The organism is Streptomyces sp. NBC_01233 (assembly GCF_035989305.1).
Classification (GTDB): Bacteria; Actinomycetota; Actinomycetes; order Streptomycetales; family Streptomycetaceae; genus Streptomyces.
Genome location: NZ_CP108514.1, coordinates 3,986,493 through 4,000,722, shown reverse-complemented (window position 1 = coordinate 4,000,722; position 14,230 = coordinate 3,986,493). Strand labels below are relative to the sequence as shown.

Genomic DNA, 14,230 nt, shown 5'->3' with positions numbered 1-14,230 from the left:
GTCCACCGGACCGGGGCGCCCGCTCAGTCCACGTAGTAGTCGGTGAGGACGCAGCCCTTCACGAGGGCCGGTTCCTTCCGGTAGCCGCTCGGCGGTTTGAAGCCCTCGTGGCAGTTCAGCATCAGGAGCCCGGCCTGCGGGGTCAGCAGGGCGCTCATGGCGTCCGAGCTCTCGGATCCCATGGCGAAGTCCTGCCCGATGACGATGCCGCCGTTGGGGTCCCCGCCCTGCTGCGCGGCGATCTCGGCCTTGAAGGCGGTCTGGAAGGCCTTCGCGTCCTTGATCATGTAGATCGAGGTGCGGCCCCTGCTGCCGCAGGTTCCTTGCTCGATGACGGTGGCGGACTTGATGAACTTCTCGTCCGGGCCGGTGCTCGATCCGCCGCCCGCGGGGACGGGCCTGATCGGGTCGCAGTCGGTGAATCCGTTGACGAAGCGGGCGGCCGCGGCCATGGTGGCCGCCTTGGGGAGCTTCTGGAACGCCGTCCCGTCCTTGGGGGCGTTGCCGTTGACTCCGCCGTTCTTCGTCGGGTTGTCCAGCGTGCCCTCGTTGGGGCCGCCGTCGCCGGTGCCGTTGTAGGCGTTGTCCCCGCCCGTCGCGACGGAATCCCCGCCGATGCCGCCGAGCGTCGGGTTGTCGCCGCTTCCGCAGCCGGTGAGGGAGAGGAGGGCCGCGGTGGCCGTGACGGTGATGACCAGTGGCTTGAAACGCATGTGCGCGATGTCCCCCGTACGTAAATGACCTTGAACGGCGGCGACTCTAGGGTGGGCGTCATGTTCACGGCAAACCGGATGGCCGAAAACTCGTACGGGAAAGTTTAGAAACGCCCAAAACGGGCATGGCTGCGGTTTCCGCATACCGAAAGCTTTTCTCGGGAGCCTGCTGAAGCATGGCCGGATGTCGAAGTGAACCTTGTATTAAGCGTTCGTGAACGGTCTCGGCCGCAGAATTCCAAGGCGTTCGGAGGGGTCGGATTCCGGACTTCGATCCTCCAGATGTGGAATACGCACCATCTAACGTCCTGACCCATGACTCAGCTGGACGTTCGGCCTCGGGCCGGAGACACGGTAAGCGGCGTCGCCGAGGGCGACGTTCGCAGCAAGGGCCTCGGCAAGGGCTCCGTCGGCCTCGTGGGAAGCGCCGTCATCGGCATCTCCACCGTCGCCCCCGTCTACTGCCTGACCTCGACCCTCGGCTCGACCGCCGGGGAGGTCGGCATGCAGATGCCGGCCATCTTCCTCGCCGGCTTCCTCCCGATGCTCCTGGTCGCCTTCGCCTACCGCGAGCTCAACAAGGCCATGCCGGACTGCGGCACCTCCTTCACCTGGACCGTCAAGGCCTTCGGCCCGCGGATCGGCTGGATGTGCGGCTGGGGCCTGGTGATCGCCACGATCATCGTCCTCTCCAACCTCGCGGGCGTCGCCACCTCGTACTTCTGGCTGCTGGCCGGCGAGATCACCGGCAACGAGTCGATCGCGGCCCTGGACGACAACAAGCTCGTCCACATCGCCACCTGCCTGACGCTGATCGCCGTCGCGACCGCCATCAGCTACCGCGGCATGACCGCCACCAAGGGCGTCCAGTACGCCCTGGTCGGCCTCCAGCTCCTCGTGCTCGCCGTCTTCGTCGCGATGGCCTTCCAGAAGGCCTCCGCCGGCACCTTCGACACCGGCCTGGACTTCTCCTGGTCCTGGATGAACCCCTTCGCGGTCGAGTCCATGGCGGCCTTCACCGCCGGACTCTCGCTCTCGATCTTCATGTACTGGGGCTGGGACGCGTGCCTGGCCACCAACGAGGAGACCACCGGCTCCACGAAGACCCCCGGCCGCGCCTCGCTCATCGCGATGGTCGTCCTGGTCGGCTCCTACCTCGCCACCGGCGTCGCCGCCCAGATGGCCGTCGGCGCGGGCGGCGAAGGCCTCGGCCTGGCCAACGAGGAGACCTCCGGCAACGTCTTCGCGGCCCTCGCCGGCCCCGTGATGGGCCCGGTGCTCGGCGTCCTGCTCTTCGTGGCCGTCCTGGCCTCCGCCGCCGCCTCCCTGCAGACCACCTTCATCCCGGTGGCCCGCACGGTCCTCGCCATGTCGACGTACGAGGCCCTGCCGCCCTCCTACGCCAAGGTCCACCCGAAGTTCAAGACCCCGGGCCGCGCCACCGTCATGGCGGGTGTCGCCACCGGCGCCTTCTACACGGTGATGACCCTGGTCAGCGAGAACGTCCTGACCGACACGATCTTCGCGCTCGGCCTGATGATCTGCTTCTACTACTCGCTGACGGCCTTCGCCTGCGTCTGGTACTTCCGCGCCGAGCTGCGCCGCTCCTCCCGCGACCTGCTCTTCAAGGGCGTCTTCCCGGTCCTGGGCGGGCTGCTGCTGGCCGCGGTCTTCTTCAAGACCCTCTACGACGCCTGGGACCCGACCTACGGCTCCGGTTCCACCATCCCGGGCCTCGGCGTCGGCAACGTCTTCGTCATCGGCGTCGGCCTGCTGGCCCTCGGCCTGGTCGTCATGTTCGTCACCGAGCGCCGCAGCCCCGCCTTCTTCCGCGGCGAGGTCCTGACGAAGTCCACCCCGGCCCTGGTGGTCGAGGACTGACCACCCCCCTCCCGCGCCCCCCGCGCACCACCCGCCGAGTCATTCCCGCGGCCCCGGACCGGTCCCCCCGATCCGGGGCCGCCGGCGTTCCCGGCGGAAACGGGTGGTGACCACGGGCACGGGGGCGTCGTTGGGCGGGGCATGAACGCCATGAAGCGCACCCTCGCCGCCCTGGTCGTCTCCGGCGGCGCCGCCCTCGCACTCACCCCCGTCGCCGCGCACGCCGACCAGGCGCCCGCCCAGACGCCCCCGGTCGTCGGCCGCGTCGTCGACATCGTCGACCACCCGGCCCGGACCGTCCAGGACGCGAAGACGGCGGTCGCGGTGACCACCTCCGCCGCCGGGACCGCCACGGGCGCCACGGACGCCTCCCTCAAGGCACCCCTGGACCACCTCCCCAAGGCCCCGTCGGTCAAGTGACCCCGTCTCAGCCGGTACGGGTGACCAGGACCAGCGGGATCTCGCGGGCCGTCGCCGCCCGGTAGGCCGCGTACGAGGGCATCGCGGCCACCACCACCGGCCACAGCCGGTCCGCCTCGGCGGGCGTGGCGCGGCGGGCCGTCGCCGGGAAGGACCCGGCGCCGACCTGGAGGATGACGGCCGGGTCGGAGACCAGGTTCAGGTACCACGCCGGGTGCCGGTCCGCGCCCGCGTTGGAGGCCGTCAGGACGTACGCCGCCCCGTCCGTCTCCCCGTCGTCGAGTACGCCCTCACCCCGCTCGGCCGCGGCCTCCTGGGCCCGCTCGACGCGGCGTGCGAGTGGACCCGGGAGCACTGGGACGAGCTCCTCGACGCCCAGGAGGCCGCGCCGGCCGCTCAGCCCCAGGTACGGGAACAGAGCACGAGCCGGTAGCCGTCGGGGTCCTCGATGGTGACCCCCCACTCCTCCCAGTACGGGTTGTGGGCGGTGACGCGCGTCCCGCCGTGCTCGACCAGCCGCTGGACCAGCGCCTCGTCGGGCGTCTCGCCGAGATAGACCACGAAGAGGTCGTCGACGGTCGGTGCGGGCAGGATCGGGTTCGAGGCGTCACGGGTCAGCTCGAAGTGCCATCCGCCCCCGGCCGGCCCGACCATCAGCAGGTCGTGCTCCCCGGGCGCGCTCTCGGTGCTGCGCCACTGCACCTCCAGGCCGAGCCCGTCGACGTAGAAGCGTTCGGCGGCCTTCAGATCGAGGGAGGGCCGGGCGACGCGGACGTGGGTACGTGAATCGATCATGCTTGGCAGCGTACGAAACCCGGCCGGGGCGCGGGAACTCCGGCCACGGCGAAGCTTTGGCCAGTAAGTGCCCTGCCTCCGCCGCGCCCGCATTCCGCTTGAGCCCCGGGACCCGGCTGCCGCCTGAGTGACACGGGTCCGGCCTCGCTTCCCCTCGGTTCAAGCGAGCGGCGAGTATCGGCCACATGGCCTCTGACCTGCGAAAATGATGTCGCCCGGCTGAATGTCGCTGCATAAGATCAACCCCCACTCACCTGGGGGAGACACCGTCATGAACAAGAACCTTTTCCGAGCCTCCGCGGTCGCCGCAGCCGCCGTCGCCTTCTCGGGGATCATCTCCGTCTCGCAGTCCGCCAGCGCGGCGCAGACCTGCACCACGACCGGCAACTCCCGGATCCAGTCGATGCCGGGCGCCATCCCCGAGGCGCAGCTGAACGCGCCGACCTGCGTCGAGGCGCTCCCGGACAACAAGGTCCGCGGCAAGGCGACCGTCAACTGGGGCTTCATCAACGACGGTCAGTCCGACCTGACCAGCAAGCGCTTCACCTCGTTCAAGGTGACGACGCGGCTGGAGAGCCGTGTGCCGGGCGGCACCGACGTCGTGGTCAACAGCAAGACCTGTGACCTCACGGCCAACATCAACGCGGCGCCCGAAGGCGCCTTCGCCTGCCTGACCCCGGCGGTCACCCTGGACCCGGGCAAGCAGTGGTCCGGCGACGCGACGGTCGTCTACGACATCGAGGGCGACGCCAAGGGTCCCATCACCTGGCAGCTGGTCGGCTCGCCGCTGATGAGCTGACCGCAGGCAACGGCAGGGCCTCACCGGAACCCCGGGGAGGCCCTGCCGCATGTTCTCAGGGCCTAACCGGCCGTGATCCCACCGAGGAACACGCCCCAGCTCGCCGGCGCGACGGCCAGCTCGGGGCCGGCCGCCACCTTGGAGTCCCGGATGTGGACGGCGTCCGCGCAGGAGGCGACCTCGACGCAGCTGTCACCCTCGCTGCCGCTGTAGGTGGACTTGTGCCAGGAGAGGGCGACCTCGACGCAGTCGTCGCCGTCGCTGCTGCTGTAACTGCTCTTGAACCACCGGAGCCGGGAGCTGTTCACAGGGATCCTCGCATTCGCATCAACAGGCCCGCGCTTTCGGCGGGGTTGAGGGCCTGGATGCGAAGTTTGGCATACCGCTGATGGAGGATGCTGATGTCTTTCAGGTCGGCGATTACCTGGCCTGTCTGCTGGCCCTCGCTGTAGCCCAGCCAGTCGTGCTCCTGGGTTTCGAGGAGTCGGAAGGGGCCGCCGGGACCTGCATGCTCCGGGCTCACCGTCGGCATGATCTGAAGGTCCACATTGGGCAGCTTCCCCACTTCCAGCAGGTGGTCGATCAGCTCGCGCGTTACCGCTGGGCCGCCCGTCTGGCGCTCGATCACTGCCTGCTCGATGATGAAGCTGAAGGCGACGTACGGGGTCTTGAGGAGCAATGCCTGGCGGGCCATCCGGAAGGCGACGCGCGCCTCCGCCTCTTCCGGTGTGGCCACTGGCGGCACGTCCCGAATTTGGGCCCGCGCGTATGCCTCCGTCTGTAACAGACCGGGGATCGACCGGCACTCGTACGTGTTGAGCGCGACCGCCTCCTCCTCCAGTTCCGCCCACCGCCGGAACCACCGAGCCAGCCCCCGCCGCCGAGCCAGCTTCTTCGCCGCGATGCGGATGACTCCGAAAGCGTCCAGCGCCTCCTCCGCCTTCTCCACGAACTTCGTGGACGGGTGGCGGCGTCCCTGCTCAACCGAGGCCACGTACTGCACCGAGTAGCCGACCCGGGGGCACAGCTGCTCCTGCGTCAGGTCGGCCCGTTTGCGGAACGCCTTGATGGTCTCGCCGAAGTTCCGCAGGTCGTCGTCCGGCTCGCCCTCGGCGTCGCCGCTCTCGTCGACAGTCGTCACAGCGGTCACCTCCCCGAACAAAGGGTCACGCACGGTGACTGCCACTGTCCAGGGGGTGGACTACTACAGTTGAAAAGTAGTAGGTGCCCTGCTGGGAACTTCCCTGGCCACGCGGGACGTTCAGTCCATGACCACACCCTCCGGCACCGCCCGGACCCTCGTACGCGTGTTCACTCAGCGTTTCAGTTCCTCCCGCTGCGGGGCCCGCCTCGCCCGCCAGCTGGCCCTCGTCGAGCTGCACGACTGGGGCTTTCCCGAGTCCACCGCGCTCTCCGCCGACGCCGGACTCCTCGTGGCCGAGCTCGCCGCCAACGCCGTCGCCCACGGGCGGGTTCCCGGGCGGGACTTCGAGCTCAAGCTGACGCTCCTGGAAGAGATCCTGCGCGTCGAGGTCTCCGACGCCCGCCGCGACCGCCGCCCCGCCGTGGCGCCGCACGCCTACCAGGCGGAATCCGGCTACGGGCTGCGCATCGTGGACGCTGTCGCCGCCGACTGGGGCGTCACGGACCGGGTCGTCGGCAAGACGGTCTGGGCCGAACTGGCCCGCCGGGCCGGCCCGCGGATGTAGGCGCCGCTGGAGGTTCGGCTCATCTCCTGGGTGGAGCGCCACGTCGGCGTCTGGGTCTACGACGAGCACGGCCGCCGCGCCGCCGAAGTCGATTACCGGCTCCTGGACGGGGACCGGCTGCTGACCCGGTTGACGCGCGTCTGGGACTACACCGGGCCGCAGGCACCGGAGTTCGACGAGGAGGCCTCCCGGACCACGGTGACCCTCGGCCTCGGCGGCCGGGGCCGGGTGTCGCACGAACCGCGCGGCTCGAAGGGGCCCAGGCGGGACACCGGCGCCCACGTCCCCGAGGAGCAGCGGTGGATGGACCGGCCCGCGTTCGGGGAGTGGCCGGTCTTCTCCGCACAGGCGCACGGGCTGACCGGGCCCGTCATCCTCCGGGCGGCCGGCTCGGACGGGGTCCACCCCGTATGGGTCGGGCGGTCGGCCCACGGGGATGTCGTCGGTGTCGTGGTCCTGGTGGACGGGATGCCGGGGCTCCTGGAGCCCTGAGCACCCGTCCGGGCGGTCAGGGCCGCCAGCGGGGCGCCCCGTCGTCCGGGGTGTCCGGGCTGGCGAAGTGGAAGGGCACGCCGAGGTGGGCGGCCAGGTCACCGCCCGCGCGGGTGGCGGCGGCCGCCGAAGGGTGGAGGGCGCCCCCGTCGGCGCCGTCCAGGGCGCGTACGGCCGTGCCCCGGTAGATCGTGGCCAGGCACTTCTCCCCGGCGGGGTCGTCCGTGACGGCCAGCAGGTTCACGAACCAGTCGTGAACGGTGTCCCCGTCCCAGACGGCCTCGACGGCCACCACGCGGGCGCGGATGCCGCGGGCGAGGGCGGCGAGCGAGTCCAGGTCGAGCGGCGAGTCGGGCGTGCGGGCCACCCGGTCGCCGAAGTGCAGGCAGCGCAGGTGGACGATCTTCTGCGCTTCGTACAGGCCCACGCCCTCGGCGCGGCCGGCCTCCCACACGAGCCGGACGGCCTGGAAGCCGTCGTCCTGCAGGACGTATCCGTCGACCTGGGTGCGGATACCGGCCGGGAGCCCCTCCCACTGGCTTTCGGTGTCCCGGTCCACGTCGGCGTCCGCTCCTCGGTTCGTCATGGCGTCATGATCGGCGCGGCGGGCTGCGGCCGTCGAGGGGATTTCGGCGGCCTACTCCCGTGGCCGCCGGGCCGGGCCGTGCTTGCGGAGGTGCTTCTGGTGGACGTCCTCGTCCGAGCGGCGGCGCTGACCGGCGGTGAACATCGTGCCGCCGATGAGGAGGAAGAGGCCGCCGGTGATGCCCAGGCCCAGCGGGTCGAGGGCGCGGCTGCCGGTGGTCTCCATCCAGGGGTCGAGGCCGCCGAGCCGGTCCTCGAACAGGACGACGTGCCCGCCCGGCGCCACCTCGGCGTAGCAGTTCTGAATGGCGTCGAGCTCGTGGCTCTCGCCCGAGGTGTCGACCACGCGGCAGTAGAAGCGGGCGTCGCCCTTGGAGTTGGCGTACTCGCGGGCCTCCACCACCACCGCGTCCACCCGCTCGCCGAGCACCTTGAGGTACGACTCGTTCAGGTTGGACCCGGCGAAGAGGCCGAGCGCCATGGTGCCGAAGCCCACGATGGCGGCGGCGCCGGCCCGGTTCCAGTTCGAGCCGGCGACGGCCGCGCCGAGTCCGGCGGCGGCGAGGACGATGAGCACGCCGACGTACAACAGGCCGTACGGGAACTGGGAGATGAAGCCGCCCAGCGTGCCGCCTCCCGCGATGAGCGCGGCCCAGAACAGGGAGTTCCGTGCGCGCCGGGACCCGGAGGGGGCGGCCTTCCCCGTGGGCCCGGATGCCCGGGCCGTACCGGCCGTGTCCATGTCGCTCTCCTCAGGTCCCCCGCGTGCAGTCCGGTCGAGCCTACGCAGCGGCCGGGCGGGCGCGCTCAGAGGTACTGGGCGAACTCGTCCAGGGCGCGCAGCACCTGCGGCTTCGGCGCGGAGGGGAGCTGGAGGACGACCTCCTCGATGCCCAGGTCGGCGTAGTGGCTCAGCTTGCCGGGGGTGGGCTGGACGGCGTACGGGACCACCTGGAGGGACTTGGGGTCGCGCCCGGCGGTCTCCCAGACCTGACGCAGCACCGGGAGGGACTCGGTGAGGCCCCCGCCGCCGATCGGGAGCCAGCCGTCGGCGTGGTCGGCGATCGCGGCGAAGAGCTTCGGGCCGGCCGCGCCGCCGATCAGGGTCCGGGGGCCGTGCAGGGGGACTCCGGGCGCGAGTTCGCGCGGGGTCTGGACCGGCTTGGGGTGGGCGCTGCTGGCCTGGACGGAGCAGTGCTGGCCGACGTACGCCGTGGGCTCCGGGGCCCACAGGGCGCGCATCAGCGCCATGCGGTCGCGGACCAGTTCGCGGCGGGTGCGCCACTCCACGCCGTGGTCGGCGGCCTCCTCCACGTTCCAGCCGTAGCCGACGCCCAGGGTGAAACGGCCGCCGCAGAGGTGGTCCAGGGTGGCGACCTGCTTCGCGAGGTCGATCGGATCGTGCTGGGCGACGAGGGTGATGCCGGTGCCGAGGTGCAGGCGCTCGGTCACGGCGGCGGCCTGGCCGAGGGCCACGAAGGGGTCGAGGGTGCGCCCGTACATCTCGGGGAGTTCGCCGCCCATGGGGGCGGAGGTGTCGCGGGAGACCGGGATGTGGGTGTGCTCCGGGAGGTAGAGGCCCGAGAAGCCGCGCTCCTCCAGGCTGCCGGCCAGGCGTACGGGGGAGATGGTGCGGTCGGTGAGGAAGATGGTCGTGGCGATCCGCATGGGTTCTGGCACCTCCGAGACGTGGGACCCGCAACGGTACGGGCTGGACCCGGGATTGTTGAGGGGGCGCCAGATGGCGGGGTGGTGCTTCGGCCGTACGCCTGCCGTGCGTCAGCCTCGTGGGTAGCGGGCCAGCCAGCCGGGGGAGGCGTCCGCAGGGCTGTGGAGGGACGGGCCCTGGGTCATCTCCAGGGCGAAGTCGTCGGCGATCTCCAGCAGCGTGGCGCGGCCTTCCAGCTCGGCGAGCCAGGCGGCCGGGAGGGCCGTCTCGCTGTGCAGGGCGCCGAGGAGCGCCCCGCACAGGGCGCCGGCGGCGGTGGAGTCGCCGCCGTGGTTGACGGCGAGGCGCAGGCCCTGCGCGACGTCCTCGGCGACCAGGGCGCAGTAGACGGCTACGGCGAGGGCGTCCGCGGCGTCCGCGGCGTCGGCCGCCCGGCCCACGGTTTCGACGGCCCGGGGGCCGGGCGAGCCCTGCGTGACGGCCGACAGGCCGCGCTGGAGGGCGTCCGTGACGGGCCGGTGGCCGGGGCGGGCGCCCAGCAGGCCCAGGGTGCGCTGGACGGCGGAGTCGAGGGAGTCGCCGCGGGTCAGGCCGTGGACGATGACGGCGAGGGCGCCGGCCGAGAGGCAGGCGGTGGGGTGGCCGTGGCTCTGCGCGGCGCACTCGACGGCGAGCTGGAGGACGAGGGCGGGCTCCCAGCCGACCAGCAGCCCGAAGGGGGCCGAGCGGGAGGCGGCGGCCGCGTCACGGGCGGCGGGGTTCTTCGGCTGGTCGAGGGTGCCGAGGGTTTCGTCGGCGAAGCCCGTCAGGCAGGCGCGGTCCGGGCCGCGGCGGGCGTAGAGCCACTCCTCCTGCGCGAGCCAGCCGTTGTCCTTGCGGCGCTCGTCGGGGCCCCAGTCGTTCTGGGTGGCGGCCCAGCGCAGGTACGCGCGGTGGATGTCGGTGGGCGGGTGCCAGGCGCCGGTGTCCCGGCGTACGTGGGCCCGTATCAGCCCGTCCACGGTGAAGAGGGTGAGCTGGGTGGCTGCGGTCACCCAGCCGCGGCGGCCGTCGGCGGGCGCGGGCGAGGTCAGGCCGTCCGGGCCGTGGGCCTCGCGGATGCCGTCGAGGGTGAGGCCGGCGAGGGGGGCGCCGAGGGCGTCCCCGAGCGCGGAGCCGAGGAGCGTGCCGCGGACACGGCCGCGGAAGTCCTGCTGCTCGATGCGTCCCCAGAGCCCGGTGACGACGGCCCGCCCGAGCGTCCGGTGCGTCTCGCCGGCGGCGGGCCCGGCCACCTCCCCGCCTCCGGGGGCTCCGGCCCCGGGCCCGTCGCCGCCACCCTGCCCGGCTACGACGGCGGGTGCGGCCGTGTGCCCGTGTCCGAGGGGTTCGGCTACGGCGGCGGGTGCGAACCCGGGTCCGTGTCCGAGGGGTGCGGCTCCGGTCTCGTGTGGGGGGCCGAGCGTTGGTGCGGCGGGTACGCCCGCGGGCGCGGCTCCGGGTCCCGGCCCGGTGGCGAATCCGGCTGCCGGGCCGTCCGCGGGTCCGGTGGTGAACCCGGGTCCGTGTCCGAGGGGTGCGGCTCCGGTCTCGTGTGGGGGGCCGAGCGTTGGTGCGGCGGGTACGCCCGCGGGCGCGGCTCCGGGTCCCGGCCCGGTGGCGAATCCGGCTGCCGGGCCGTCCGCGGGTCCGGTGGCGAATCCGGGTCCGTGTCCGAGGGGTTCGGCTGCGGCGGCGGGTGCGAACCCGGGTCCGTGTCCGAGGGGTGCGGCTCCGGTCCCGTGTGGGGGGCCGAGCGTTGGTGCGGCGGGTACGCCCGCGGGCGCGGCTCCGGGTCCCGGTCCGGTGGCGAATCCGGCTGCCGGGCCGTCCGCGGGTCCGGTGGCGAATCCGGGTCCGTGTCCGAGGGGTTCGGCTACGGCGGCGGGTGCGGGCATGTATCCGTATCCGACGGGTGCGGCCGGGGGGCCGGGCACGGGTGCCGGTCCGACTCCGGTGGCGGTCGCGGCCGTTGGTTCGGCGGGGCCGTCGGCAGGTGCGGCAGCGTGGCCGATTCCGAGGTGTCCGGCCACCGGGGCCGCCGTGGGCCGGGGCCCGGCGGGGAACCTGGCCAGGGGCCCGGCGGCGAAGCCGGCCGCGGGTCCAGCCACAGGTCCTGCCGTGGGTCCGGTGGCGGATCCGCAGCCGGGTCCGGCCGTCGCTGCAGGGCCCACCGCAGGTGCAGGGCCGTGCGCCCCGCCGTTCGTACCGATCACTTCGTCCACCCCCGGCACCGCGCCCCCCGCTGACCACTTCACCCGATGCCCGGCGCCCGGCACTGCACTCGTACCCGCCGCGCATGCGAAACCCGCACTGTAGTGGACAGCTTCGATCGAATCCGGAAGTGGTTCGCCAAGAGGCCCGTAAGTGATCAGAGAACGGCCAGATTGCGAACACTTCCGGCCGCCGACTGGCTCATGGCACGTTTTGCCACTTGCCTTCGAGCCGGTTGGTTTCGGCCAATGCCCCGGCGGGAGCCCGGCCCCCGGACTCCCGCCGCGACCGCACCCGCCCCCGCGGCCTCGTGGCTCGTCGCTCAGTCGAGGACCGGCAACAGCTCCGGCAGGTGCCCGTCCGAGGCGCGGGCCGCGTCCTGCCGCTCCCGCGGCACCTCCCCGTACAGCGTCGTACGGGCCTTCGCGGGCCGCCCGGCCGCCTCGGCGACGGCGATCAGGTCCTGCACGGATTTGTACGAGCCGTAACTCGACCCCGCCATCCGGGAGATGGTCTCCTCCATCAGGGTCCCGCCCAGGTCGTTGGCCCCGGAGCGGAGCATCTCGGCCGCGCCCTCCGTGCCCAGCTTCACCCAGCTCGTCTGGATGTTCGTGATGTGCGGGTGGAGCAGGAGCCGCGCCATCGCCGTCACCGCGCGGTTGTCGCGGACCGTCGGACCGGGCCGGGCGATGCCCGCCAGGTACACGGGCGCGTTGGTGTGGATGAAGGGCAGCGTGACGAACTCCGTGAAGCCGCCCACGCCCCTGGACCGTGCGGCCTGCTGGATGCGGGCCAGCGTGCGGAAGTGGCCGAGCCAGTGCCGCGGCTGGTCCACGTGCCCGTACATCATGGTCGACGAGGACCGGATGCCGAGCTCGTGCGCCGTCGTGATGACGTCGATCCAGTCGGCCGTCGGCAGCTTCCCCTTCGTGAGCACCCAGCGGACCTCGTCGTCGAGGATCTCCGCCGCCGTGCCCGGGATGGAATCCAGCCCGGACTCCTTGGCCGCCGTCAGCCAGTCCCGTACGGACATCCCCGTCCGCGTGGCCCCGTTGACGACCTCCATCGGGGAGAAGGCGTGCACGTGCATGCCGGGGACCCGCTCCTTCACCGCGCGCGCGATGTCGAAGTACGCCGTCCCGGGCAGGTCCGGATGGATGCCGCCCTGCATGCACACCTCGACCGCGCCGACGTCCCAGGCCTGGGCGGCCCGGTCCGCGACCTGGTCCAGCGACAGCGTGTACGCGTCGGCGTCCGTGCGGCGCTGCGCGAACGCGCAGAAACGGCAGCCGGTGTAGCAGACGTTGGTGAAGTTGATGTTGCGCGTGACGATGTAGGTGACCTCGTCACCCACGACCGACTTGCGCAGGTCGTCGGCGATCCGGCACAGCGCGTCGAGGGCCGGGCCGTCCGCGTGCAGCAGCGCGAGCGCCTGCGCGTCGGTCAGCTTCGTGGGATCGTCGGCGGCCTGTGCGAGGGCGGCGCGCACGTCGGTGTCGATGCGCTCGGCCACCATCCCCGGAGCCGCCGCCTCGCGGAGCGCCTCCCAGTCCCCGTAGACGTGGTCGAAGTCGTCGCGGCGGTCGCCGGTGCGGCCCTCGGTGTCGATGGTGGCGTGCAGATCGGTGCGCCCGTAGGCGACGAACCCCTCGTCGGGCTCCTGCCAGGGCCGTCCCTCGACGGTGGCCGTCTCGTCGGCCAGCCCGGTCTCCGGGTCGGCCAGCGCCCGTACGTGCGGCAGCAGGCGGGGGTCCAGCCAGGGCTCGCCGCGCCGCAGGAACTCCGGATAGATGGTGAGGCGTTCGCGCAGCTCGAAACCGGCGGCCCGGGTGCGCTCGGCCAGCTCCTCGATGTGCGGCCAGGGACGCTCGGGATTCACGTGGTCGGGGGTCAGCGGCGACACCCCGCCCCAGTCGTCGATGCCCGCGCCGATGAGCAGGGCGTACTCGGCGTCCACCAGGTTCGGCGGGGCCTGGATCCGGGCGCTCGGGCCCAGGATGTGCCGGGCGACGGCGATGGCGGCGGCCAGCTCCTCCAGCTCCGCGTCCGGCATGCCGCGCATGGCGGTGTCCGGCTTGGCGCGGAAGTTCTGGACGATGACCTCCTGGATGCCGTGGTAGCTGCGCTGGATCCGGCGGAGCTCGAAGAAGGCCTCGGCCCTCTCCTCGTACGACTCGCCGATCCCGATCAGCACCCCGGTGGTGAAGGGGACGTTCGAACGCCCCGCGTCCTCCAGCACCCGCAGCCGTACGGCCGGCTCCTTGTCGGGGGAGCCGTGGTGGGGGCCGCCCGGCTCGGACCACAGGCGGGTGGCGGTGGTCTCCAGCATCATGCCCATGCTCGGCGCGACCGGCTTCAGCCGCTGGAGGTCGGACCACGACATGACACCGGGGTTGAGGTGCGGGAGCAGCCCCGTCTCCTCCAGGACGCGGATCGCCATGGCGCGGACGTAGGCGAGGGTGTCGTCGTAGCCGTGCGCGTCGAGCCACTCGCGGGCCTCGGGCCAGCGGTCCTCGGGACGGTCGCCGAGGGTGAAGAGCGCTTCCTTGCAGCCCATCGCCGCGCCCTGGCGGGCGATGTCGAGGACCTCGTCGGGGGAGAGGTACAGGCCGTGGCCGGCCTTGCGGAGCTTTCCGGGCACGGTCACGAAGGTGCAGTAGTGGCACCGGTCGCGGCACAGGCGGGTGAGCGGGATGAAGACCTTGCGCGAGTACGTGATGACACCGGGCCGCCCGGCGGCGGCGAGCCCGGAGTCCCTTACGCGTGCGGCGGACGCGGCGAGGTCCCGCAGGGCCTCGCCGCGCGCCCGGAGGAGCACGGCCGCCTCGGTCGCGTCGAGGGCGACGCCGTCTCGCGCCCGCCGGAGCGCGCGGCGCATCGCGTTGTCGGTCGGAGCGTCACTCGGAGTGGTCATGGGCCGAGCATACGATCCGAC

At 72.4% G+C, this 14,230-nt stretch carries 15 protein-coding genes; 5 read left to right on the top strand and 10 right to left on the bottom strand.

Going from position 1 to position 14,230, the window contains the following annotated elements:
* Positions 1-23: 23 nt before the first annotated feature.
* Positions 24-713 carry a hypothetical protein gene (locus OG332_RS18715; RefSeq protein ID WP_327414555.1) on the bottom strand — a complete coding sequence of 230 codons (690 nt, stop codon included), beginning with the start codon at positions 711-713 and terminating at the stop codon, positions 24-26.
* A gap of 315 nt (positions 714-1,028) precedes the next feature.
* Between OG332_RS18715 and OG332_RS18710 the strand changes: the two genes are divergently transcribed.
* Together OG332_RS18710 and OG332_RS18705 are read left to right on the top strand one after the other, a co-directional pair.
* Entirely contained in the window at positions 1,029-2,594 is a 1,566-nt protein-coding gene (locus OG332_RS18710; protein WP_327414554.1) for an APC family permease, read from the top strand.
* Positions 2,595-2,735: 141 nt separating this feature from the next.
* The gene (locus OG332_RS18705) at positions 2,736-3,014 is read left to right on the top strand and encodes a hypothetical protein (RefSeq protein ID WP_327414553.1); all 279 of its coding nucleotides are present in this window, start codon (positions 2,736-2,738) and stop codon (positions 3,012-3,014) included.
* A 7-nt stretch (positions 3,015-3,021) separates the two neighbouring features.
* Here the strand turns inward: OG332_RS18705 and OG332_RS18700 are convergent, their stop codons facing one another.
* Both OG332_RS18700 and OG332_RS18690 read right to left on the bottom strand, forming a co-directional pair.
* The gene (locus OG332_RS18700; RefSeq protein WP_442816175.1) at positions 3,022-3,369 is read right to left on the bottom strand and encodes a nitroreductase/quinone reductase family protein; all 348 of its coding nucleotides are present in this window, start codon (positions 3,367-3,369) and stop codon (positions 3,022-3,024) included.
* A 41-nt stretch (positions 3,370-3,410) separates the two neighbouring features.
* Positions 3,411-3,809, bottom strand: a complete 399-nt coding sequence (locus OG332_RS18690) for a VOC family protein (protein ID WP_327414552.1) — start codon at positions 3,807-3,809, stop codon at positions 3,411-3,413.
* 271 nt (positions 3,810-4,080) lie between these two features.
* Between OG332_RS18690 and OG332_RS18685 the strand changes: the two genes are divergently transcribed.
* A complete protein-coding gene (locus OG332_RS18685) occupies positions 4,081-4,608 on the top strand; it encodes a hypothetical protein (protein ID WP_327414551.1) in 528 nt (175 codons plus the stop codon).
* Positions 4,609-4,670: 62 nt separating this feature from the next.
* On the opposite strand, the gene OG332_RS18680 is transcribed toward OG332_RS18685, so the two are convergent.
* Positions 4,671-4,916: a DUF397 domain-containing protein gene (locus OG332_RS18680; RefSeq protein ID WP_327414550.1), complete on the bottom strand. Its 246-nt coding sequence runs from the start codon at positions 4,914-4,916 to the stop codon at positions 4,671-4,673.
* Positions 4,913-5,794: a helix-turn-helix domain-containing protein gene (locus OG332_RS18675; RefSeq protein ID WP_327414549.1), complete on the bottom strand. Its 882-nt coding sequence runs from the start codon at positions 5,792-5,794 to the stop codon at positions 4,913-4,915. The genes OG332_RS18680 and OG332_RS18675 overlap by 4 nt, the downstream gene beginning before the upstream one ends.
* 82 nt (positions 5,795-5,876) lie before the next feature.
* On the opposite strand from OG332_RS18675, the gene OG332_RS18670 reads away from it, so the two are divergent.
* Both OG332_RS18670 and OG332_RS18665 read left to right on the top strand, forming a co-directional pair.
* Positions 5,877-6,317, top strand: a complete 441-nt coding sequence (locus OG332_RS18670) for an ATP-binding protein (RefSeq protein WP_327414548.1) — start codon at positions 5,877-5,879, stop codon at positions 6,315-6,317.
* Positions 6,318-6,347: 30 nt separating this feature from the next.
* Positions 6,348-6,809 carry a hypothetical protein gene (locus tag OG332_RS18665; RefSeq protein ID WP_327414547.1) on the top strand — a complete coding sequence of 154 codons (462 nt, stop codon included), beginning with the start codon at positions 6,348-6,350 and terminating at the stop codon, positions 6,807-6,809.
* 16 nt (positions 6,810-6,825) lie between these two features.
* On the opposite strand, the gene OG332_RS18660 is transcribed toward OG332_RS18665, so the two are convergent.
* From OG332_RS18660 to OG332_RS18640, 5 genes are all read right to left on the bottom strand, one after another.
* Positions 6,826-7,395 (bottom strand): hypothetical protein, encoded by a 570-nt coding sequence (locus tag OG332_RS18660; protein ID WP_327414546.1) that lies wholly within the window; start codon positions 7,393-7,395, stop codon positions 6,826-6,828.
* 51 nt (positions 7,396-7,446) lie between these two features.
* Positions 7,447-8,136 carry a hypothetical protein gene (locus OG332_RS18655; protein ID WP_327414545.1) on the bottom strand — a complete coding sequence of 230 codons (690 nt, stop codon included), beginning with the start codon at positions 8,134-8,136 and terminating at the stop codon, positions 7,447-7,449.
* A 65-nt stretch (positions 8,137-8,201) separates the two neighbouring features.
* On the bottom strand, positions 8,202-9,062 hold the full coding sequence (locus OG332_RS18650) for a TIGR03619 family F420-dependent LLM class oxidoreductase (RefSeq protein WP_327414544.1): 861 nt from the start codon (positions 9,060-9,062) through the stop codon (positions 8,202-8,204).
* Between the two features lie 111 nt (positions 9,063-9,173).
* Positions 9,174-10,337, bottom strand: coding sequence for an ADP-ribosylglycohydrolase family protein (locus OG332_RS18645; RefSeq protein WP_327414543.1), 1,164 nt, complete (start codon positions 10,335-10,337; stop codon positions 9,174-9,176).
* Positions 10,338-11,617: 1,280 nt separating this feature from the next.
* On the bottom strand, positions 11,618-14,209 hold the full coding sequence (locus OG332_RS18640) for a bifunctional FO biosynthesis protein CofGH (protein WP_327414542.1): 2,592 nt from the start codon (positions 14,207-14,209) through the stop codon (positions 11,618-11,620).
* Positions 14,210-14,230 lie beyond the last annotated feature (21 nt).

Excerpts from the sequence above, each read along its gene's own strand:
- OG332_RS18715 (WP_327414555.1), bottom strand. The coding sequence starts at position 713 with ATGCGTTTCAAGCCACTGGTCATCACCGTCACGGCCACCGCGGCCCTC.
- OG332_RS18710 (WP_327414554.1), top strand. The coding sequence starts at position 1,029 with ATGACTCAGCTGGACGTTCGGCCTCGGGCCGGAGACACGGTAAGCGGC.
- OG332_RS18705 (WP_327414553.1), top strand. The coding sequence starts at position 2,736 with ATGAACGCCATGAAGCGCACCCTCGCCGCCCTGGTCGTCTCCGGCGGC.
- OG332_RS18690 (WP_327414552.1), bottom strand. The coding sequence starts at position 3,809 with ATGATCGATTCACGTACCCACGTCCGCGTCGCCCGGCCCTCCCTCGAT.
- OG332_RS18685 (WP_327414551.1), top strand. The coding sequence starts at position 4,081 with ATGAACAAGAACCTTTTCCGAGCCTCCGCGGTCGCCGCAGCCGCCGTC.
- OG332_RS18670 (WP_327414548.1), top strand. The coding sequence starts at position 5,877 with ATGACCACACCCTCCGGCACCGCCCGGACCCTCGTACGCGTGTTCACT.
- OG332_RS18660 (WP_327414546.1), bottom strand. The coding sequence starts at position 7,395 with ATGACGAACCGAGGAGCGGACGCCGACGTGGACCGGGACACCGAAAGC.
- OG332_RS18655 (WP_327414545.1), bottom strand. The coding sequence starts at position 8,136 with ATGGACACGGCCGGTACGGCCCGGGCATCCGGGCCCACGGGGAAGGCC.
- OG332_RS18650 (WP_327414544.1), bottom strand. The coding sequence starts at position 9,062 with ATGCGGATCGCCACGACCATCTTCCTCACCGACCGCACCATCTCCCCC.
- OG332_RS18640 (WP_327414542.1), bottom strand. The coding sequence starts at position 14,209 with ATGACCACTCCGAGTGACGCTCCGACCGACAACGCGATGCGCCGCGCG.